At 46.3% G+C, this 21,520-nt stretch carries 19 protein-coding genes; 14 read left to right on the top strand and 5 right to left on the bottom strand.

From position 1 onward, the window contains the following. Nucleotides 1-8: 8 nt before the first annotated feature. Both H6G40_RS10600 and sigC read left to right on the top strand, forming a co-directional pair. Nucleotides 9-1,070 carry an anthranilate phosphoribosyltransferase family protein gene (locus H6G40_RS10600; protein ID WP_123229937.1) on the top strand — a complete coding sequence of 354 codons (1,062 nt, stop codon included), beginning with the start codon at nt 9-11 and terminating at the stop codon, nt 1,068-1,070. 231 nt (nt 1,071-1,301) lie between these two features. After that, a complete protein-coding gene (gene sigC, locus H6G40_RS10595) occupies nt 1,302-2,570 on the top strand; it encodes an RNA polymerase sigma factor SigC (RefSeq protein WP_069475482.1) in 1,269 nt (422 codons plus the stop codon). A gap of 191 nt (nt 2,571-2,761) precedes the next feature. Here sigC and H6G40_RS10590 read toward each other — a convergent pair whose 3' ends face one another. After that, nucleotides 2,762-4,000 (bottom strand): sulfonate ABC transporter substrate-binding protein, encoded by a 1,239-nt coding sequence (locus tag H6G40_RS10590; protein WP_069475481.1) that lies wholly within the window; start codon nt 3,998-4,000, stop codon nt 2,762-2,764. A gap of 216 nt (nt 4,001-4,216) precedes the next feature. Between H6G40_RS10590 and H6G40_RS10585 the strand changes: the two genes are divergently transcribed. From H6G40_RS10585 to H6G40_RS10550, 8 genes are all read left to right on the top strand, one after another. Then, the gene (locus H6G40_RS10585; protein WP_190537643.1) at nt 4,217-4,891 is read left to right on the top strand and encodes a cadmium resistance transporter; all 675 of its coding nucleotides are present in this window, start codon (nt 4,217-4,219) and stop codon (nt 4,889-4,891) included. 107 nt (nt 4,892-4,998) lie between these two features. Further along, complete coding sequence (locus H6G40_RS10580; RefSeq protein WP_123229936.1) at nt 4,999-6,072, top strand: sulfate ABC transporter substrate-binding protein; 1,074 nt, start codon at nt 4,999-5,001, stop codon at nt 6,070-6,072. Nucleotides 6,073-6,092: 20 nt separating this feature from the next. Further along, on the top strand, nt 6,093-7,091 hold the full coding sequence (locus tag H6G40_RS10575; protein ID WP_069475480.1) for a PstS family phosphate ABC transporter substrate-binding protein: 999 nt from the start codon (nt 6,093-6,095) through the stop codon (nt 7,089-7,091). A 20-nt stretch (nt 7,092-7,111) separates the two neighbouring features. Further along, a complete protein-coding gene (pstC, locus tag H6G40_RS10570; protein WP_069475479.1) occupies nt 7,112-8,056 on the top strand; it encodes a phosphate ABC transporter permease subunit PstC in 945 nt (314 codons plus the stop codon). A 6-nt stretch (nt 8,057-8,062) separates the two neighbouring features. Then, nucleotides 8,063-8,953 carry a phosphate ABC transporter permease PstA gene (gene pstA, locus H6G40_RS10565; protein ID WP_004163295.1) on the top strand — a complete coding sequence of 297 codons (891 nt, stop codon included), beginning with the start codon at nt 8,063-8,065 and terminating at the stop codon, nt 8,951-8,953. A gap of 114 nt (nt 8,954-9,067) precedes the next feature. Further along, on the top strand, nt 9,068-9,865 hold the full coding sequence (pstB, locus tag H6G40_RS10560) for a phosphate ABC transporter ATP-binding protein PstB (protein WP_042790648.1): 798 nt from the start codon (nt 9,068-9,070) through the stop codon (nt 9,863-9,865). Between the two features lie 72 nt (nt 9,866-9,937). After that, complete coding sequence (cax, locus tag H6G40_RS10555; protein ID WP_002737894.1) at nt 9,938-11,029, top strand: calcium/proton exchanger; 1,092 nt, start codon at nt 9,938-9,940, stop codon at nt 11,027-11,029. Between the two features lie 136 nt (nt 11,030-11,165). Beyond that, on the top strand, nt 11,166-11,858 hold the full coding sequence (locus H6G40_RS10550; RefSeq protein ID WP_002735272.1) for a cadmium resistance transporter: 693 nt from the start codon (nt 11,166-11,168) through the stop codon (nt 11,856-11,858). Between the two features lie 174 nt (nt 11,859-12,032). Here the strand turns inward: H6G40_RS10550 and H6G40_RS10545 are convergent, their stop codons facing one another. Further along, on the bottom strand, nt 12,033-12,515 hold the full coding sequence (locus H6G40_RS10545; RefSeq protein ID WP_069475477.1) for a thiol-disulfide oxidoreductase DCC family protein: 483 nt from the start codon (nt 12,513-12,515) through the stop codon (nt 12,033-12,035). A gap of 104 nt (nt 12,516-12,619) precedes the next feature. Then, complete coding sequence (locus H6G40_RS10540; protein ID WP_002737049.1) at nt 12,620-13,339, bottom strand: TerC family protein; 720 nt, start codon at nt 13,337-13,339, stop codon at nt 12,620-12,622. 189 nt (nt 13,340-13,528) lie between these two features. Here H6G40_RS10540 and psaM point away from each other — a divergent pair, with 189 nt between their 5' ends. The 3 genes from psaM (at nt 13,529) to H6G40_RS10525 (ending at nt 14,792) form a co-directional block, all read left to right on the top strand. After that, on the top strand, nt 13,529-13,621 hold the full coding sequence (psaM, locus tag H6G40_RS10535) for a photosystem I reaction center subunit XII (protein WP_012264462.1): 93 nt from the start codon (nt 13,529-13,531) through the stop codon (nt 13,619-13,621). Between the two features lie 148 nt (nt 13,622-13,769). Further along, the gene (locus H6G40_RS10530) at nt 13,770-14,120 is read left to right on the top strand and encodes a slr1601 family putative cell division protein (RefSeq protein WP_069475476.1); all 351 of its coding nucleotides are present in this window, start codon (nt 13,770-13,772) and stop codon (nt 14,118-14,120) included. A 51-nt stretch (nt 14,121-14,171) separates the two neighbouring features. After that, entirely contained in the window at nt 14,172-14,792 is a 621-nt protein-coding gene (locus H6G40_RS10525) for a glycoside hydrolase family 15 protein (RefSeq protein WP_069475475.1), read from the top strand. A gap of 162 nt (nt 14,793-14,954) precedes the next feature. Here the strand turns inward: H6G40_RS10525 and H6G40_RS10520 are convergent, their stop codons facing one another. Next, the gene (locus H6G40_RS10520) at nt 14,955-17,111 is read right to left on the bottom strand and encodes a putative PEP-binding protein (protein WP_190537641.1); all 2,157 of its coding nucleotides are present in this window, start codon (nt 17,109-17,111) and stop codon (nt 14,955-14,957) included. A 301-nt stretch (nt 17,112-17,412) separates the two neighbouring features. Here H6G40_RS10520 and H6G40_RS10515 point away from each other — a divergent pair, with 301 nt between their 5' ends. Further along, nucleotides 17,413-18,108 (top strand): response regulator transcription factor, encoded by a 696-nt coding sequence (locus H6G40_RS10515; RefSeq protein WP_002737332.1) that lies wholly within the window; start codon nt 17,413-17,415, stop codon nt 18,106-18,108. 588 nt (nt 18,109-18,696) lie between these two features. On the opposite strand, the gene H6G40_RS10510 is transcribed toward H6G40_RS10515, so the two are convergent. Then, the gene (locus H6G40_RS10510) at nt 18,697-21,447 is read right to left on the bottom strand and encodes a glycerol-3-phosphate acyltransferase (RefSeq protein ID WP_190537639.1); all 2,751 of its coding nucleotides are present in this window, start codon (nt 21,445-21,447) and stop codon (nt 18,697-18,699) included. Between the last annotated feature and the right edge of the window lie 73 nt (nt 21,448-21,520).

The following is a 21,520-nucleotide window of genomic DNA, read 5'->3' as shown; positions in this document are numbered from 1 at the left end:
TCCTTGAGATGAGCGATACTTTTCGAGAATTATTAAAAGCGATCGGTAGTGGCACCCATACGGGCAAAAATCTAACCCGTCCCGAAGCGGCGATGGCCACCAAGATGATGTTAACCCAAGAGGCAACCCCAGCCCAAATCGGCGCTTTTATGATTGCCCATCGCATTAAACGCCCCACCAGCGATGAGTTAGCGGGAATGCTTGATGCCTACGCCGAGCTTGGTCCGCAAATAACCCTAGAATCAGCCTCTTTTCAGCATCCGATCGCTATTTTTGGCAATCCCTACGATGGACGCTCTCGCACTGCCCCGGTTACTCCGATCACTACTTTAATCTTAGGGTTGGCGGGGGTTCCCGTAGTCCTGCACGGGGGCGATCGAATGCCGACTAAATACGGTATTTCCCTCAGGGAAATCTGGCAGCAATTAGGAGCAGATTTTAGTCAATTATCCTTAGCAGCAGTGAAAGACTGTTTAATCACCACAGGATTGACTTTTTTCTATATTCCGCGCCATTTTCCCCTAGTACAGAATTTTGTCACCTATCGGGAGCAAATCGGTAAACGTCCGCCCATGGCCACGGTAGAGTTAATGTGGTCGCCTTTTGTGGGTAATATTCATCAGATATCGGGTTTTGTTCATCCCCCCACCGAGGATCGTTTTCGCGAAACTTTCGCTCTGAGAAATATCTCTCACTTCACCACCGTGAAAGGATTAGAGGGGAGTTGTGATTTAGCCTGTAATCGGACGGCGATTATTGGTCTGGGAAATCCCACCGATACCCCTTCCTTTCAGCGATTTTTCCTAAATCCTCGCGATTATGGCTTCTGTCCCTCGGATTATCCCCTCGAATCTTTAGAGATGCTCACCGCTAAATTAAAGGGTTTATTAGCTGGAGAAAATAACGAATTAACCGACGCGGCAATTTTTAACGGTGGTTTTTATCTTTGGCGCTGTGGAATTGCCCCAGATATCCCCACGGGTTTCCAGCAAGCAGAACAATCTTTACAGTCAGGAAAAGCCCTGGCTAAACTAGAACAAATCTGTAATTATCTGGAAAATCAGGAATAGATAGGAATAAGGCTGTAGGGGAAATTACTTCTAAATCAATCATTAATTTGAGAAGTTGGGCCAAGAAGGTCAACCCCAGACTTGGTGTAACTTCTCGGTTTAAAGATCAATGCTTTTGAAAAAAAATTTTCCCGACTGCATCATTTCCGCGCTCAAGGGGGAAAACCATGACTACGGTGAACGATTTAGAAGTTTCTAATTCCTATCACAGTCGCCCATAGAAAAGCCCTCATGTCTGCAATTAACCCCTCGACGCTCGAAACTAAATTTATCTCCCCCTCTTTTTCTGTCCTAAAATTGAAGGAAAACTCGATCGACCTAGATGAAGATTTTCTCGGCAGTGATTTAGAAGATAATTTAGTATCTAGTCCCCAAAAAAGCTACAGCAACCGTACAACTACCGATTTAGTCCGTTTATACCTACAAGACATTGGCAGAGTGCCTCTACTCAAACGAGACGAGGAAGTTGAACAAGCGCAACGGGTGCAGCGTCATCTGTCTTTACTGAAATTGCGCGCCACTGCCGTTAAACAAGGTGATACACAAGTACAGCAATTTGTCAAGTTAATTAAGATTTGCGATCGACTGACCGCCCTTCGGCTTCTCTCAGGGTCAACTCGATCAGCCCATCGTCCCTCCCTAGAAATTTGGGCAGAAACTGCCCAAATCACCGTGTCTGAGTTAAAAAATGCTTTGAAAGCAGGAAAACAGCGTTGGGCAGACCTAGCGGGCTTAGAAGTGGAAGAATTAGAAGAAATTATTGCCCTTGGTACCCGTGCCAAAGAACAGATGATTAAGTCCAATTTACGTCTGGTGGTGTCGGTGGCCAAAAAATATCAGAATCGCGGTTTAGAATTATTGGATTTGATTCAAGAGGGAACCCTAGGTTTAGAATGCGCCGTCAAGAAATTTGACCCCACCAAAGGCTATCATTTTACTACCTATGCCTACTGGTGGATTCGTCAAGGAATTACGAGGGCGATCGCAACTCAAAGCCGGATTATTCGCTTACCAGTTAGTATTACCGAAAAACTCAACAGAATTAGGAAAGCACAACGGAAAATCTCACAAATGCGCGGTCGTACTGCGACCGTAGAGGAAATTGCCCAAGAGTTAGCGATGACTCCTGAAACTGTGCGGGAATTGTTGATGACAGTGCCGCGTTCGGTTTCCTTAGAAATAAAAGTGGGTAAGGAAAAAGATACGGAATTGATAGACCTTTTGGAAACTGAAGAAGTGTCTTCAGAAAATCGTCTTGTCTATGAATCTTTGCAAAGAGATATGAGAGAACTATTGGCAGATTTAACCACTCGCGAACGAGAAGTGATTGAATGGCGCTATGGTTTTCTCGATGGTAAATCCCATTCCTTGGCTGATATCGGTCGCATCTTGGAATTATCCGGGGAAAGGGTGCGAAAAATTGAGTTGAAAGCGTTGCAAAAACTGCGTCAATCCGGGCGACATCATCAAATTCGCGATTATTTTGAAGCTTTGAGTTAGTTAGGGTATGCTGACAAAGATTGTCATGGGGGTAGGGTGTGGGGAGTATTTTCAGTGAACAGTAAACAGTAAAAAGTAAACAGTAAAAAGTAATCCTAAATCCTGTTATTAAAAACTGATTATTTATTCCTCCTTTTGCCTTTTGCCTTTTGCCTATCCTGATATGTAGCCTATACTCAACGGATTTAGTATTAATATGTCCAATTTTGTTTCGTCTGTAGGGTGTAGGTTCCGTCGCGCACATTGACCCGATGGGGGATCAGCTTCAGGTCTCGGAAGATATGAGCTTGGTGTTGTAGGGCTGCCAGAGAGCGATCATCGATCGGGATAATGGCACGTTCAGAGGCCCGTTGTTCGAGATTAGTCACGATCGCCGGATCGATCTCGTGGTGAGCTGCCAAGCGTCTCGTCGCCTCTAACTCCTGTTGTTTCGCCCAGGCACCCGCCTCGTTCACCTCTTCTAAAATCACCTTCAGTACATCGGGATAATCCCGCACCAATTCGGGAACCGCATAATAATAGGTCGGCACTTCTAGAGAGGCGTTTTCCCCAAAGATACTCTCTAGATCGGCCAACGGTCTTCCCGGATAGGTGCGCGTCTCCGTGGGAGAATAGGGAACCCAGACCACCCAAGCGTCGATCTCACCGCGACGGAAAAGCGCCAGTGCTTCCGGTTGGGTTGCATACACCGGTTCGATATCGTTTAATTCTAGATTCACTCTCATCAGGGCGCGGATAAGGACGTAATGGGCGCTCGAACCTCGATCGAAGGCGATTCTTTTTCCTTTTAAATCCGCCAACGTCTCTATTGGCGAATCCTCTGGCACGAGAATCGCCTGACCTTTCGGGGCGGTATATTTTTCCTTGGCTACCCGGACGAAGACGTGTTCCGCCGCTTGGGAGAAAATACTCGCCGTACCGCCACCACCGCAGAAATCGATCGTTCCGTTGCTCAAGGCCTCGATCAGAGAGGAAGCGGCCAGAAAACTCGTCCACGTTACCGTCACCCCAAAGGGTTTTAAGCGTCTTTCCAGAAAGGCCTGGGCGCGGAGAACTTCCAGATTGGTCATACCCTCGGGGTAGCCGATCTTGAGGGTTCCTAGCCGCCGCGCTTGTTTGGCAAGGGGAGTGATATCGGAGGGGGTCGAGCGCTTGAACCAGCGATCGATCGCGATACAGAAGAGAATTCCAGCGATAAATAATCCCACGGTTTCCAATAGTCGGGGAGTGGTATTTCGGGGGAATTTAAAGCTATCGACGAGGTTCAGAATCGGGTTATCCGAGCGAGAATTTTGACCGACGGCGATCGTGTGGGAAAATCCAGCCAGGAGAAAGCTCCCGACCAGGCTGGTAACAAAAAGCACCGCAGGACGAACTGCCCGCCAATTTCGCCACGGTTTCCAGAGACACTTGATCGAACGGTGGAGCATGGGATTTCTCGCAGAAAACAAGATTTATGATCGGGAAAGGGGACAAGAGGGAAGGGTTTCCCAACTTGATCGGGAGAGGTTCCATTAGTTTTATCTACATACTATAAAAATCCACGACTCCTCGATTGTGTAACAAAGTACATTTATAAATGTATTGAAAATGATATAGTTTCAAAATGAAATTGCGCCCGCATTTGAGAGATCGAGGTGGTATGGATGGATTGGTTGATCGAAATCGTCAAAATCGCGGTGGCCACCGGCATAGCCACCACCTTCGACGACAATATTTATCTAACTGGCTTCTTTAGCGAGGTAAATCGTACCTTTCGCCCGGTTCACGTCGTCGTCGGCGAGCTAGTCGGGTTTACGGTCTTGGTATCGGTTAGCTTGATGGGTTTTCTACTCGGCTTAATCATCCCACCGATTTATATCGGTCTTCTCGGAATCTTGCCGATCCTCATCGGTGTGAGAAATTTACTGACGTTAAATCGGGATAACGAGAGGGAAACCGCAGATCACAAGGTGAATTTGCAAAGAAACGCCCAATTTCATGGATTCGCCTCCCGCAGACTATCCCTCGCTCAAGTCCTCAGCGATCGCCAAACCTATAAAGTTTCCGCGGTCACGATATCCAATGGCGGCAATAATCTCGGTATCTACATTCCCCTATTCGCCAATAGTACCGTGGCGCAGTTAGCCGTAATCATCCCGATCTGCTATCTAATCGTTTGTACTTGGTTATTTCTCTCCTATAATCTAACCCGCCAACCGGGGATCGCGGTTGTCCTCAGCCGTTATGCGAGTAAGCTTTTCCCTTTTGTGCTGATGTGGTTGGGCCTACGGATTATTCTCGATAACGGATCCTATCGCCTGTTGATTCCCATCGGGTAAATTAGACCCCCCGTAAACGCCAATCTCCAGATCCCACGGGAGTCAAAATTCAGGAAGAGAGAAGAAAAAATTAGTTGGTTTAGATCAACCTTATCGAGAAAATCCCGATGAATGTATCACTGTTGTCAATTCGATCGCTGTTTCGTCGCTTTCGTTCCTTATCGGGGAGGAGCTTCCTTTCCTTCCTGTTAGTGGGACTGTTGGCAAGTATTGCCCTCGCCTCCTGCGGGGGGATCGGCTCAAAACCGGAGGTGAAACTGAATCTCGTTTCCTTCTCGGTCACAAAAGCCGCCCACGACCAGATTATCCCGAAATTCGTCGAGAAATGGCGGAAAGAGCATAACCAAAAAGTCATTTTCCAGCGGAGTTACGGCGGTTCCCTGGCCCAGGCCGATGACGTGATCGCAGGGAAACAAGAGGCGGACGTGGTACATCTGGCCCTTCCCCTCGACGTGATGCGGATATCTCAAGCTGGCCTGATTAATCGCGGTTGGGAAGATCGGGTGCCGCGGCGGGGGGTGGTGAGTCACTCGGTTGCAGCGATCGTGACGCGGGCGGGAAATCCGAAAAAGATTCAATCTTGGGCGGATCTGGCTAGAGAGGACGTTACGGTTCTATCCGCCGATCCGAAAACTTCCGGGATCGCTATTTGGCAGTTATTAGCCCTCTGGGGTTCGGTGACGCAAACGGGGGGCGAACCGCAACAGGCATGGGATTTTGTCCGCCGGATCTATCAAAAGATTCCCACCCTAGCTAGGGACGCACGGGACGCCAGCAATGCCTTTTTCCAAGAGGGAAAGGGCGATGTTTTAGTCACCTACGAAAACGAGGTAATTCTAGCGGCAAGAAATCAACCAGATACCAATTACTTAGTCCCCCCGGTCAATATCTCGATCGATAATCCCGTGGCGGTGGTGGATAGAAATGTCGATAAACACGGCACGCGAGAGGTGGCCGAGGCCTTTGTGAATTTCCTCTATTCCGAGCCGGCACAACAGGAATTGGCCAAATTAGGCTATCGCTCGGTCAATCCCTTCGTGGCCAAGGATGAAGGACTACAATTTCCGCCGATCAAGACCCTTTTCAACGCCCAAGATCTCGGCGGTTGGACGTTGATCGAAAAGGAATTTCTGGCCAATAACGGCATCTTCGAGCAGATTAAAAACCAGTCGGCTTCCTAACATTTTTCCCGCTTTAATCTATGAAATTCTCTCATTATTTTTTCCTAATCTCCCTTCTGATGGCCAGTAATTTGATCGCCGGTTGCGGTCGCCCGGCCGACTCGGCCGAGAAAGAAGCGCCAGTCTCGATCGACGGAGGTGCGGTGGGTTTCGCCCTCTCCCTCGCCGTTGCCGAAGAATATCAAAGAATCCATCCCGAAGCGCGGGTAAGCGTCGCCACCAGTGGAACCGGGGGCGGTTTTAGTAAGTTCTGCGCCGGAAATCTCGACATTGCCGGGGCATCGCGGGTGATCCGGAAAGAAGAGATCGAGAAATGTCGGGAAAACGGCGTGGAATTTCTGGAATTACCGATGGCGATCGACGGATTGGCGGTGATTGTCAATAAAAAAAATCAATTCGCCAAGTGTTTAACGATTAAAGAACTCGATAAAATGTGGAACACCAAAGCGGAGGGTAGGATTACCAGTTGGAAACAGATTAATCCCAAATTTCCCGACGAGAGATTATTACTTTTCGCCCCGCCTTCCGATACGGGAACCTTCGATTATTTCACCCAAGCGATTACGGGAAAACGGAGAAATAGCCGCACCGATTTTACCCCGAACCGCAATCAAAACGCCCTCGTACAGGGGGTGATCGGCAATCCATCCGCGCTTGCGTATTTAGGCATCTCTTTCTATATGCAGAACCAAGATCGATTGAACTTGGTGGCGATCGAAAATAATGAAGGAAAATGCGTCAAACCGGTCCCCATCCATAACGTTCTCCGCAATGTCTATAATCCCCTTTCCCGTCCCCTGTTTATCTACGTCAACAAGAATAATTTAAAAACGAATCCATCCCTGGAAAAATTCGTGCGCTTCTATTTAGAAAATTCATGGAAATGGGTCGATGGGGTGGGTTACGTCGCTTTACCTGATGAGGCCTACGTCAAAACCCTGCGGAAATTCGAGCGCAGGGAAACGGGATCGAAATTCGGCAAAGCTAAACCGGGAGAACCGATCACGAACTTTATCTAAAAAAGGAATTTTGTTAAACCATGACCTTAACCCCGAGTTCTTTCGATAATTCTTTTTTCGCGGCAGATAATTCACTCCTCAAGCGCCCCGGCGACGATATTCAAGAGAAGATGATCGCGGTCATTCTCTTCGCTTGCGCCTTCGTTTCCGTGGCGACGACGATCGGCATCGTGGCGATTATTTTTAGCGAAACCTGGGGATTTTTTCAAGAGGTATCTTTCGCCCAATTCTTTCTCGATACCCGTTGGACTCCACTGTTCGCCACCCCTCATTTCGGCATCTGGCCGCTAATTAACGGGACATTTTTAACCACGGCCATCGCTATGTCCGTCGCGGTTCCTTTAGGCCTATCTTCCGCGATCTACCTCGCCGAATACGCAAAACCGAACCTAGCGGCGATTTTACGCCCTGCGGTGGAACTTCTCGCCGGGATTCCCACGGTGGTGTACGGGTACTTCGCCCTACTGGTGGTCACGCCCACTTTGCGGAATCTTTTCCCCGTCGAGATTTTTAACGCCCTCAGCGCCGGGTTAATGATGGGGATCATGATCACTCCCACGGTGGGATCGATTAGTTTAGACGCGATCCGAGCGGTTCCCCGTTCCCTGCGCGAGGGTTCCTACGCCCTAGGAATTACCAAGCTGGAAACGATTTTTAAAGTGGTTCTCCCCGCCGCCCTCTCCGGGATCATGGCCTCGATTATTTTGGGAATGTCGCGGGCGGTGGGGGAAACGATGACGGTGTTGATCGCCGCCGGCTCGCAACCCCGGCTTACCCTCAATCCCTTCGAGTCGATCGCCACGATGACCGCTTTTATGGCCGAGATTTCCGGGGGAGATGCGCCCCGGGGCAGTCTCAGTTTTAAAACCCTCTACGCGGTCGGCGCGCTGCTTTTTCTGATCACGTTGGCACTGAATCTGGCCAGTTACTGGATCTCCCACCGTTTTAAAGAAAAATACGATTGATTTGCCATGGTTAAATCCTCTGTTAAGTCCGATACCGTTGAATTTATCGACCATCTGGAACGCCGGGAGGCGATCGGCAAATTCTGCGAGTATCTTTTCCTCTTCGGTTTACTGATCGGTTTGTTCGTTCTGGCGCTGTTGGTGTTGAATATCGCCCACGATGGACTCGGACGACTCTTAACCCCCGGATTCCTCACGGAAACGCCTTCCCGTTTCCCGGAAAGGGGCGGTATCCGTCCGGCGATCATCGGTAGTTTCTATCTGGGAATTATCGTGCTTCTCGTGGCGGTGCCGATCGGGGTCGGGTCGGCTTTGTATCTAGAGGAATACGCCCCGAAAACTTGGTGGACGGCACTGATCGAGGTGAATATCGGCAATCTGGCCGGGGTTCCCTCGATCGTCTATGGTTTATTGGGATTAGCGGTTTTTAACTATCTGCTCAATTTTGGCCCGACGCTGATTTCCGGTGCGTTAACCCTTGCGCTTCTCTCGCTGCCGGTGATTATCGTCACGGCGCGGGAGGCGATCCGGGCGGTTCCCGATTCCCTACGCCAAGCCTCCTACGGTCTAGGCAGTACCAAATGGCAGACGATCCAACACCATGTTTTACCCTACGCGGTGCCGGGGATTCTCACGGGGGTGATTATCTCCGTGTCGCGGGCGATCGGGGACGCGGCTTCCTTAATGGTCGTCGGTGCGGTTAGTTTCCTCACTTTCGATCCTGGTTTATTCCAACGCTTTATGGCACTACCGATTCAAATTTTCAGCTATATCACCCGTCCCGAACCCGGTTTCGCCAATGCGGCGGCGGCCGCGATTATCGTTCTGATCCTGTTAATTCTCGCCCTCAACGCCATCGCCATCTATCTACGTCAACGCTATTCGACACCGAATTAGGGAAGGCAGCAGGCGGGAGGTTAGATAAGTCTATTTAACTTTTTAATTGCCCACTCCTCTACTCCCCACTGCCCTCGAAACACATCTTTAACCATACTCAGGAGAATTTTTACCATGACTACCCACCTTAACGCCGATCACAGTGTTTTCGAGGCGGAAGGAGTGAAAGTTTTTTATAATGGATTTCTCGCTCTTCTGGACGTTCATATTAAAATTCCTGCACGAAAAATCGTCGCCTTTATCGGGCCGTCCGGTTGCGGGAAAAGTACCCTTTTGCGCTGCTTTAACCGAATGAATGATCTGATCCCCGGCGCCAAGGTGGAGGGAAAACTACTTTACCGAAATCAGAATATTTACGATTCGCAGGTCAATGCAGTCAAGTTACGGCGACAGGTGGGGATGGTTTTCCAACGTCCCAACCCTTTTCCCAAGAGCATTTACGAGAATATCGCCTACGCGCCCCGAACCAACGGTTATCAGGGAAATCTGGACGAATTGGTCGAGTATTCCCTGCGGCAGGCGGCGATCTGGGAGGAAGTAAAGGACAAACTGAAAGAAAAAGGAACGGCACTATCGGGGGGACAGCAACAGCGCCTCTGTATTGCCCGTGCGATCGCTATGAAGCCAGATGTTTTATTGATGGATGAACCCTGTTCGGCCCTCGATCCCATCTCTACCCGTCAGGTGGAGGAATTGTGCCTACAACTGAAGGAAAGTTACACGATCGTCACCGTCACCCACAATATGCAGCAGGCATCGCGGATCGCCGACTGGACGGCATTTTTTAACACCGAAACCGATTCGTCCGGGAAACGCCGGGGAAAATTAGTCGAATTCAGCCCCACGGAAGTTATGTTCGGCAATCCGCAAACCGACGAGGCCCGGGAGTATATTACTGGGCGATTTGGGTAATTGAAACGGAAAAAAGGCTGATAGTCTGTTTTTCAAAACCGTGCGCGGTTTTATGCCGAGACACCCATTGCTATGAATAGAAAGGACTGGATTTTCGCTATTTTGTTGGTTTTTGTCCCGATCTCGATCGCTGGGAATTTCCTGCGTTGGGACGTGACGATCGTTTTCCTGAGTGCCTGTCTAGCGATTGTTCCCCTGGCCGCTTACATGGGAAAGGCAACCGAGGAAATCGCCGTCGTGGTCGGTCCTAATCTTGGCGGTTTATTGAACGCCACCTTCGGCAACGCTACCGAATTAATTCTCGCCTACGCCGCCCTCGAAGAAGGTTTGATCGAGGTGGTGAAAGCGACGATTACCGGTTCGATTATCGGGAATCTGCTGCTGGTAACGGGCTTGTCGATGTTTTTCGGCGGCTTACGCTATAAAGAACAGAAATTCCAGCCCGTGACCGCCCGTTTAAATTCCTCGTCGATGAATCTCGCCGTCGCGGCGATCCTCCTACCCACAACCTTTCAATACACCTCCGCCGCAATCCAGGAGAGCGCCCTACAGCGTCTCTCGGTAGCGTTGGCGGCGGTATTAATTTTTGTGTATTGTCTGAGTCTGCTTTTTTCGATGAAGACCCATACCTATCTTTACGAGGTGGGGGGCGCAGCTCTCGATGAAGAGCCAGGAGAAGCCGTAAGCGTAAAAAAGCCGAATCTCTGGCTGTGGGTGGGGATATTACTGCTGGTGACCATCGGGGTGGCGATCGAATCGGAATTATTAGTTAATACCCTAGAGGAAGCCACGCATAAATTAGGATTAACGACCCTTTTCACGGGGGTGATCCTGCTGCCAATTATCGGCAACGCGGCCGAACACGCCACCGCGGTTAGGGTCGCCTTAAAAGACAAAATGGATCTGGCGGTTTCTGTCACCGTCGGTTCGAGTCTGCAAATCGCACTTTTTGTCGCACCCGTCCTCGTGATTGCGGGTTATTTCCTCGGTCAGCCGATGGCTCTCGATTTCGATCCGTTTGAATTGGTCGCCGTCGCCGTCGCGGTGTGGCTGACTAACTCGATCAGTAACGACGGTCGCTCGAACTGGCTAGAGGGTATATTACTCGTCGCGACCTACGCGGTGATCGCCCTCGCTTTCTTTTTCCATCCCGCAGCGGCCTAGGGCGATCGGTTGTGGGAAATACAGTTTCTCGATCGGGATAGGTAGTAAAATTCTCCCGTTCCAGAACCTTTGAAGGAAAAGCCGAACAAGGTTTAACGAACGGACGAACCCGACGGCCATCTTAAGGAAAAAAACCATGATCGAGATTGTGATCGCGATATCTACCGGTGTAGCGGCATTCGTCGCCACCAACCTCGACGATATATTGATCCTGACGATTCTATTCAGCCAAACGGGGAAACTCTTCCGTCATCGCGATATCGTCATCGGTCAGTATATCGGCTTTAGTCTGCTGGTTATTGCCAGTTTAGCGGGGTTTTTCGGGTGTTTTCTCATCCCTACCCCGTGGATTCGCTATCTAGGCCTCGTTCCTGTGATTCTCGGCATCGTTTCCCTTCTCAAAGAAGAGGAGAAGGAGGAAGAGCCGGAGAATGTCGAATTGGACCTAGAGGGTGCGAAAGATTCCCCCTTCGGTGGTTGGTTTGACCCGCGCACCTATAGCGTGGCCGCGTTGACCGTCGCCAACGGCAGCGATAATATCGGTATTTACGTTCCCCTGTTTGCCAGTAGTACCGTGACAAGTCTGATCGTTATCGTCAGCGTGTTTTTGATTCTGGTGGGGGTTTGGTGTGCGTTCGCCTACGGGTTGACCAGTGTGCCGACCATCGCCACTATCTTAACCAGTCAGGGAAGTACCTTTGTTCCCTGTGTGCTGATCGGTTTAGGGATTTTTATCGTCAAAGAAAGTATTCCCCTCACGTTTTTGGCCTTAGCAATTAGTTATCTCTGGGCGATCATCGGTCGCAGTCAGGGACTGGCAAGAAAATAAAGTACCATTTATTTACTAGGCAGAATTATCACATTAAATCTGGTTATTAAAAACTGATTATTTATTTCTCCTTTTGCCTTTTGACTGTCCTTATAAGTAGCCTATACTCAACGGATTTAGTATCCCATCCCAAGGGGTAATTCTGAGTGGGGTGTAGGGTTAGGAGATTTTAACTCACTGAGAACAACGATTTGATGAGTTGCATTCCAGACGTTTTTGACGTTCTGCTAAGATTGTTTTTAAATTCGGTCTTCCGGTTAAGGTTAATCGCCAAGAAGCCCAAATTTCATAGATAATATCCACTAGAAACCCGATAACCGGCCATTTGGTAGCGGCATAAATCCAACCAATGCCCAAAATATCATAGACTTGGCGAAACACTTCCACATTTTGGATAATAGTACCATCAGCTAGTACGGCGTGGATTCGTCCCATGGCTGCCGCGAAGGAAATACCGCCATTTTCCTCCGGATTATAGTTTTCGGCGGCAATATCGACAAAAGCAACTAATCCTCTCCCAGCATCCTGTTTTTGCAGAAAATTAACCTCCCGCAAGCAGAGGGGACATTCTCCATCGTAGAGGAGTTTAATTTTCCAAGAGGGCGATCGAGTAGAATTTTCTAAGGTATCAGCAGATTGAGTCGGTAAAGATGACATGATCTTCTAGGGATTCTCTTTTCAGTGAACAGTAAACAGTAAACAGTGAACAGTGAACTGAAAACTCAAATCCGATCACTGATTACTGACTCCTGATGATTATTTTATGGCAATTCATCAGATTGGATGGGATCACTCTCTATTGGTTCTCGATCGTTGCGTTTTGAGAAACCCCAAGCAAAGAGGATAGCAATTAAACTAATCATAATCCATTCCGGCGGCACAAAATCGGGACTAATCACCCGCAACAGCAATCTTAAACCCACCAAACCGACGGTGACAAAACCAGCATCTTCTAGGTGGGTGTATTCCTCTAACCAGCGAATAAATAAACCCGCCATAAAGCGCAGGGTAACTACTCCGATCGTACCACCAAGCAGGATCAACCAAGTATCATCGGCCACGGCGATGGAGGTGGTAACACTATCGAGGGAAAAAGCTAAATCAGTAACGGCAATTAGGGGGATAGCTTGCCAGAGAGATTGAAACTTGAGACTATGATGGGTGTGATCCTTGTCTTCAGGGGAGGCAAAGTAATTAAAGACTAACCAGAGCAAATATACTGCTCCCAAAAGTTCAAACTGCCAGTATTTGACCACCCAGGTGGCAGTAAGAATCAAGACCATACGGAGAATATAGGCGAAAACTAAGCCAATATTCAAGGCCTGACGTTGACGCTGATGATCTCCTAATCCCTGTGCTATGGAAGCGAGAGCAATGGCGTTATCTGCTGATAATACCGCTTCTAGGGCAATGAGAACCAACAGAATTAACGGGGTTTTTAGACTAAGGGTTAGAGATGAATCAAGGAGCGAGTCTAACATTGAGGCCGCAGGTAAAAATAAATGTAATCATGGCAATATCTCAGCTTAACGCTTTTACAACTTTCTTTTCTAGGGGAGATAACCGTCATCGGGGTGGGGAGATATGAAGTCTTGTAACGAAATGATGCAGAGAACCCCGATGATGTCGGAAAGTATTGGATGAATATCTTTATGAGGAGATAATCAGCAATGCTTTCTGATACTCAAGTTTTAGTCGCTCTGGTAATTGCTTTAATCCCCGGGATTTTGGCTTTTCGTCTAGCGACGGAACTTTATAAGTAAAGTCGCTTTCAATAAACCCCAATCCCGTCTAACCTAGTTATAGGATAGACCGATTGGGGTTTTTTCGGTTATCGGTTATCAGTGATTGGGTGTAAATTGAAAGTAATTAGCCACCTTTCTCACCGATTTTACTTGTACTCATAAATCTATGACCGCACGAACACGAAACCAAACCGACAAAAAACCGCAAAAAAAGCCAAAAAGCGGCAATAAATCCCAAAAATGGCAAATTATCGAGATTTGGATGCGAATTATTGCCTATAGCGCCATTTCCATCACGGCGGTTTTTGCGATCGCTCGTTTGTTACCCTACCAACAGATGCAACAGGCAAAATTAGAAGAAGTGCGTTTGGCGGCCCAAGAAAAGGAGGAACGGGTTAATCAATTGCGAGATCAATTTACTCGCAGCTTTGATCCTAGTCAAGCGCGGCAAGTGATGGGGGAACAAAGTCCCCGACGGGATCCTAATCAAAGACGCATTTTTTGGGTTTCTCAGTAGAATTGAGCGAGATAAATGCGTTTTTGAGCAGATTATTTGAGTATTTTGCCGATGCTGGTTGTTCACAACGAAAAAATTCTCGATTTCATTAAATACCGCTACTCTCTGGGGGAGCTTCAGAGATTATCCGCGTTTTTGTCGGAAAATGATGTCTTGAGATTTCCCCATCTGGAAAATGGCTTATTTCCAGCAGCATTAGTCAGTAATGAGACAGAATACACTGGATATGCCAATGTTTGGCTGAGGGATAACGTTTATCTGGCTTATTCTCACTATATTATCGGACAGACAGCGATCGCTGTCAAGAATATTCAGACTTTGATGAACTATTTTCAAAAGTTCCAAAGGCGTTTTATTAATATTATCCAAGGTCGGGTTAATCCTGAAAAGATCAGGGAACGTCCTCATATTCGTTTTGAGGGACGTACACTAACGGAAATTGACCAAGTTTGGCAACACGCACAAAATGATACTCTTGGCTATTTTCTCTGGTTTTATTGTCGTTTAGCACGGGAAAAATATATTCAGCTTTCCCCCGATTGTCTAGAAACAATTGCCCTATTCCCCTTATATTTTCAAGCGATTAGTTATTGGCAGGATGAGGATAGCGGTCACTTAAATCAAGTTTTTATGTCAAGCTATTTTGAAAGCCTTGCTAGAAACCAGTTTTAGGGATAAGTATAATTAGGATATGCTGAAAAAGTTTTTCGTGGGGACAGGGTGTGGGGTGTGGGGTGTGGGGTGTAGGGTTTTACCCATACGAGAAATTTTTTGTCGCAAACCCTACTTAACATCTTCCCCAACAGCCAACCCCTAACGCTCCTTTTGCCGAGGTTATCTGCCATTTTCCAATAAAAACCTTCTTTCTGCGCGAACAATTGCCTCTCTAGTGGCTAAAACTGCTTCTGTATCCACCGAAAGAGAAGTCACACCCCAAGCAATCAGATCATCGATAATTTCAGGATACTGGACGATGGCCATGCCGCAAACGGAACAGGGAATCTGTAAAACTTTTGCTTGAGTGATAATTTGTTTTAAAGCTGCCCTGACTGCGGGATGACGGGCGTTAAAATATTCTGAGAAATGTTCTCGATCGCTACCTAAAAGTAATTGAGTTAAATCATTAGTACCAATAGCGATTAACTGTACCCCTGCTTGCACATAATCCCTCAATTGAAAGATTACCCCCGGTACTTCCACCATTATCCCCAATTGGAAAGAAGGGACTTGAGTGAGTAAAGCCGATTGTACCCGTTGCCGGCAGAAAATAAATTCTTCAACCCCACGGACAAAGGGAAGCAGTAAATTAATATTGGTGGCGCTGGTGGTTTGTACCCGTCGTAAAGCTTGCAATTCTAGATCAAATAGAGTCGGATCTAATATATAACCATGGGTTCCCCGACTGTCTTTAGCCGAATGTTGAGCATCAAAAGAACGGTAAAATAAAGGCTTAGGCTGGATACTAAGGGCAAATTGTGCGATTAAATCACTTAATCTCTCGATCAATGCTTCTTGATGCTCTGGTGTTAACCATTCTTCTAGATTGCGCTGAGAAAGTAACTCTAAAATCATCCATTCTGAGCGCAATAAACCGATCCCATCAATAGGCAGTTCTCGGATTCTGGCAATACTTTCAGTTTGACTGAGATTAACCATCAAACGGGTAGCAATTGCCGTCCCGTCGGTTTCTCTGGGGGGTGCTGGGGGTAAGGAAATCTGTTCCTGAGATGCTAGAGAAATAATTCCCCTCGTACCATCTACTAAAATTATCTCGCCTGAGCGGATAATTTCTGTGGCATTTTTTACCCCGACAATGGCAGGAATGGCTAATTCCCGGGCTAAGATGGCTCCATGGCTAGTTAATCCCCCCTGTTCCGTGATCATTGCTCGAATTTGGCGTAAATGGGGCAGTTTTTTCGGAGGTAAATTAGTAGTAACCAGAATGCAATCCTGAAAATTTGCCTCTGGGGAGTCGAAATTGCTGATCACTTTTGCCACTCCCGATACCAACCCCGGGGATGCCCCTAATCCTCTTAAGGGATAATTGGAGGTAGTAGCGGTGATTTCCTGACTGTGACAGTTGAGAATATAAATTTGACCATCTAGCATCATCAGCCATTCTATGCTGGTTAAGCGGGGTTTTTCCGCTAGTAGAGATTGAACCAGTTGACAAAGGCGATCGAGGGCGAAATTATCTAAACAGTAGCTTTCCTGTAAACTGGGTGCTAATAATTGTGCCGCAAGCAGATTACTGTCACTATTGAGATAATAAGCGCGGGATTTATTGCCTAATTGCCGACTGCGTAATTGACCGGAGCGATCGATAATATAGGTATCCGGTGCCACTTCTCCATTAACTAAACTGTGTCCTAACCCCCAAACTGCCTGAATTTTCCAGTTATCGTCATTAATCAACACATTTCCCGCACAATTGGCCGGTAATAATGGTTGTACCAGTAAAGATAATTGAATTTTTTCTAAACCAATTCCCACTTTTCGCCAATAAAATAGACTTCTGGCGGTGAATAACTCCGCCCAAGCTTGTTTTAGGGCATTTTCTAGATTATCTGCTTTAATTCCACTGATGGGGGCGGAAAATAAACCGAGAGTTCGCCGAGCCAGATGAGCAGGTAAGGAAAAGCGCCATACTAGGCTATCCATGGATAATTGTGCCACGGCCGCCGTTAGTTCTTCTAACCAGAGAGGAGGAATTTGCGCTTGTAAAATGGCGCGGCGACTTTCTTTGGCGACTAATTGCAGAGCTTTTGGGTTATCTACGTCTAAATAGAGGGAAGACTGGGGAAAATCAGTCAGGAATGAGTCAGTATTGTTGATAGTTTCCAAAAATTCCGCAAAAATGCGGTTAAAAATGGCAAATCCCCTGATAATTGGGTATCCTCGCTGGTGTAATTCACTGGCAATAAAAGCTTTTTCCCCCACCAGGGGGCGATCAGAAGCACTAATGCGATCGAGCCAGCAGAGAATGGTCACGGGATTTGTTAAGAATGGTGAAAGGATTGTAAAATTATTGTGTGATTTTTGTAACTTTTTGGTTCTATCTGCTAGTTTAACTCACCGTCACTATCTTGAGGATGATCTGGAAAGTGGGGTGTAGGGTGTAGGGTGTGGGGTGTAGGGTGTGGGGTGTAGGGTGTGGAGAGGGGAGAATAAATAAAAGCAATCTCCTGACTCCTATCTCCTGACTCCTATCTCCTGACTACTGACTACTGACTCCTATCTCCTTAGCTGATAAGATAGGATTCGGACAATATTCGATCGCTGCGAGAAATTGATGGACACACCTGCGAAAGTTTTGTTAGTGGATGACGAACCGGGGGTTCGTGAATCTGTGCAAGCATATCTACAGTACGGGGATGAATTCGAGGTAAGAACTGCTAGTAATGCTAACGAAGCCTGGGATTTACTCAATCAAGAAATTCCGGAATTAGTTATCTCCGATATTATGATGCCGCAGGTGGATGGCTATCAGTTTCTGAAGAAATTGCGCGAAGATGCTCGTTTTCAGACAATTCCCGTGGTTTTTCTCACTGCAAGGGGGATGACAAGCGATCGCATTCAGGGTTATAATGCTGGTTGTGATGCTTATTTATCCAAGCCTTTCGATCCCGAAGAATTAGAAGCATTAATCAAGTCTTTAATCGAGCGCCGTCGTCAATCCCTGCAAGCCACCAGCGAAAACGCTAGATTAGAAGAAATTGCCCGAGATATCCGGGAATTAAAACAGCAGGTGGGACAACAGAACACTTTTACTACCACTCCCCCCCCGATTAAAGTTGATCTGACCCCCCGGGAACAAAGTGTTTTAGATTTAGTAGCGGAGGGATTGATGAATAAAGAAATTGCCAGTCGTCTAGAAACCAGCGTTAGGAACGTAGAAAAATACGTCAGTCGCTTATTTAGCAAGACTGGTACTAATAGTCGCACGGAATTGGTACGTTTTGCCCTAAAACACGGTTTAACCAGTTAATATAGCAGCTACTGTTTGCGGCTAGAAATCCATTGGTGGTCTATCATACTTTGTGCTTTTTGTCAAAAAAACTTTTTTTTTGCAATAAAACTACACAAAAAAAAGATCATCGTTGTGGGTGAAATTGACTCATTTACCTGTCTTAATTGGGATTATCTTCTAGGTGTGGCAAGGGTTTCAACCTTTGCTGCCCAAAAAAGTATAGAATAACCGATTATGAAATTATATCAAATCGCTGTAACCATTGGAACATCGTTGTTAAATAAAAATCTTTCTCAATTAATTCTTAAGAATTTGTAAATATTGCGAAATATTAATTTAAATATTCTCAAGTTATTGCAGTCAATAGATAATTTTTGCTTATCTTTGTCGAAAAATAGAACTTCTGCAAAAATCCAACATCTACCATTGGGTTAGGAGTCTCCGAGTCAGGAGTCTCCGAGTCAGAAGTCAGGAGTCAGGAGATTATTTTATTTATTCTCCCCACACCCCACACCCTACACCCCACACCCCACACCCCACACCCCACACCCTACACCCTACACCCTACACCCCACACCCCACACCCTACACCCTGTCCCCTAATGCCTAGAGAATTTCAATAATTCCTTGACTGCCATCGAGACGAATTAATTGACCATCTTTTAACAATTTCATGGCATTATGCACATCCATAACCGCCGGAATTCCGTATTCTCTGGCAATAATAGCACCATGGGATAATTGTCCCCCCACCTCGGCAATAATGCCCACAGCTTGGGATAATAAAGGGGACCATCCTGAGTCAGTATAGGGAATAACGAGAATAGTATCAGGGGCAATTTCTAGATTTTGTAGGGTTGGCATAATTTTGACTCGTCCCTCCACTGTCCCCCCACTAGCGGCAATTCCCTGTAAGCGTTTTTTGGCAGTTAAATTTGAAACTAAAAATTCTCTTTTCGGTGGTTGTCCATAAACAATATAGGGAATATCAGTTAATTGAGAGTTTTCTTGGAATTGTTGGCGACGCTGACGGATAATCTGCTTAAGATTGGCGATATTATTATTCTGACCTAACTGGATAACTTCTGAGTAGTTTAGATAAAATATATCTCCCGTCTCTGATAATATTTGTTGCTGTAACCAGAGGGTTTCCAAAGCGAGAAAATGCCAGCGTAGGTGAGCTAAAAGACGGGAGTAAATTTCAGTCACTTGGTTTTTGATATTTAATCTTTTTTGGACATTGTGGGAAGATTTGACTTTTTTCTGGCTATTATTGCCCGGAATATCTAAGGGTAGTTGTAGCAGATATGGGGGATTTTCTCGCCATCTCGGTATCGAAATATCAGTCCCCACTTCGCTTAAATAACCGTAGGTTTCTAACCAGAGGGAAAAAGCTGAGTCAAAATCTCGATCGAGCGTATTTTTTCTCAGTTCAGATAGCGATCGCATTGAGGCTATTTCCGGTGCTTGAGAGTTATCCAATTTCTCAAAAGGTACTCGCGAGATACTGCGACGCAAAGCGAAGCTAAGGGGGGCAAGAATACTATAATAGGTGGCTTTTTTTAAGACGGTTAAAATCTCCTCAATTTGCTCTAAAATCTCCCCTGAAGATAAAGCTTCTAGGGAAGTAGCGTTAATTTTTTCGAGCGTTGGGATAAAATAGGTTTTTTGATCTTGGCTAAAGTCTTTTTCTAACTGTAATTCCCGTCCTAAAAGTTTTAATAAACCAGGGGAATTAGCCAAGGTTGCCGTTAACGGTGGTTTGGTAAACTTTGCTCCTTTGGTCAGGAATTCTAAGCTTTCTGGAGGTAATCCCATGCGACGGAAAATTGTGCCTAATAAAGAAGCATTAAAATAGGCTCTTTGATAGTGTAAAGTCGCTGTTTCATTGAAGTCCAAATCGAGGGCTTTTTTGTCTAAAACTAACTGGAAAATATCTCCCCAAACTCCACAGGTTAAAGGACGATTAATCGACCAAGGCAAAGGACGAATCACTCCGGGGATAACTTCAGCTGCGATTTTTCTTGTCCAAATTGGCTGTAAATTAGTGATAGGACGGCACTGTAATAACCATAATTTGTGTCCGTCATGAGTCCATTCTATATCTTGGGGAATGCCATGATCAAGGTTTTCTAATTGCCGACAAAGATTAGCTACCTGTTGAATAATAGCCGGGGGAATATCTCCCGCTCCGATGATGATATTTTCTTCTAAATTAACTCGATAACTTTCGGGGGTGACTCTTCCCGATACAACTCTGGTGGCATCTCCGGGTAAAGCTTCAATAACCACATCTAAACTGAGAGGATTAATCGGATCACGACTGAAGGCAACCCCCGAAAAAACTCCTCGAATTTGTTCTTGAATTAACACAGCCATGGCCGTGTTTTCTTGACCTCGATCGAGTCGATAATTAACAGCATTAGGACTATTATAGGAGGTTTGGCAACTTAAAATCGCCGCCGCTAAATTTTCTTGATCAACAACGTTAAGAATTGTGGTATATTGTCCCGCAGATGAAGCGGTTTCACCATCTTCTCCAATAGCGGAAGAGCGCACGACTAAGGGATGATTAATATCAGGATGAAGAGATTCTATTAACGGTTGTGGATCATCTCCTGGTGGTAAAATCCAACCCCTAGGAATGGGATAACCGGCACGCTTAAGATCGGCTAAAGTGGCGGACTTTTGTCCCACTTTTGAAGCTGCTAGATTGTCATCAAGAGTTTGGATTGATCGATCTCCACGAAAAAAACGAAACATAGTTTTTGATTCATTGTTAACATTTGCTTCAGGTAAGTCTAAATCGTCGGCGATTTTTTGAAAAATTGCCCCTAATAAACAGGCTAAAGCAATGGCAGTTATAATATAACCTGAATCGTGGGGACGGCGCAAGGTGAGAATTAAAGCTAATAAAAATAATCCTACCAATCTACCCGTAGATTTTTCTCGAAAGACAGTAAAGCTAATCCCACTAATGATTAAGGTGAGAAAAACAGCGACAAAATCGTGAACAATTAATCCCCAGAAAACATTAGTAGTTCCCGCACCTTTTCCTAACCAATAGCGCCCCATGACTAAGGCAATTAAAGCTAATAATTCCCACGTGGAGCCGGTGGGAAAAAATAAACGGGTTAGGAGAATAACGATAATTCCCTTGGCTGCTTCCGAAATTACCGCCAAAATTCCCACCAATTTACCCCCATGGTAAAAAGCGGCAGTTACACCGATATTACCAGTACCTAATTGGGATAATTTACGTCCAGTTACGAGATAATTTATCCAATCAATCAGAGGCAATCCCCCGATAATAGGACAGACTAAAAAAATAAATAGGGATCCCCAAATTTCTCTCATTTAAAATGCGTCTTAGTTTACGATCTTGTCTTAGTAACGACCTTGAGAACATGAACACGAAAGCGATAAAATA

It is taken from the genome of Microcystis viridis FACHB-1342, assembly GCF_014698335.1.
GTDB classification, from domain to species: Bacteria; Cyanobacteriota; Cyanobacteriia; order Cyanobacteriales; family Microcystaceae; genus Microcystis; species Microcystis ichthyoblabe_A.
The sequence above is the reverse complement of the archived record's forward strand: the minus strand, read 5'-3'. Positions and strand labels throughout refer to the sequence as shown.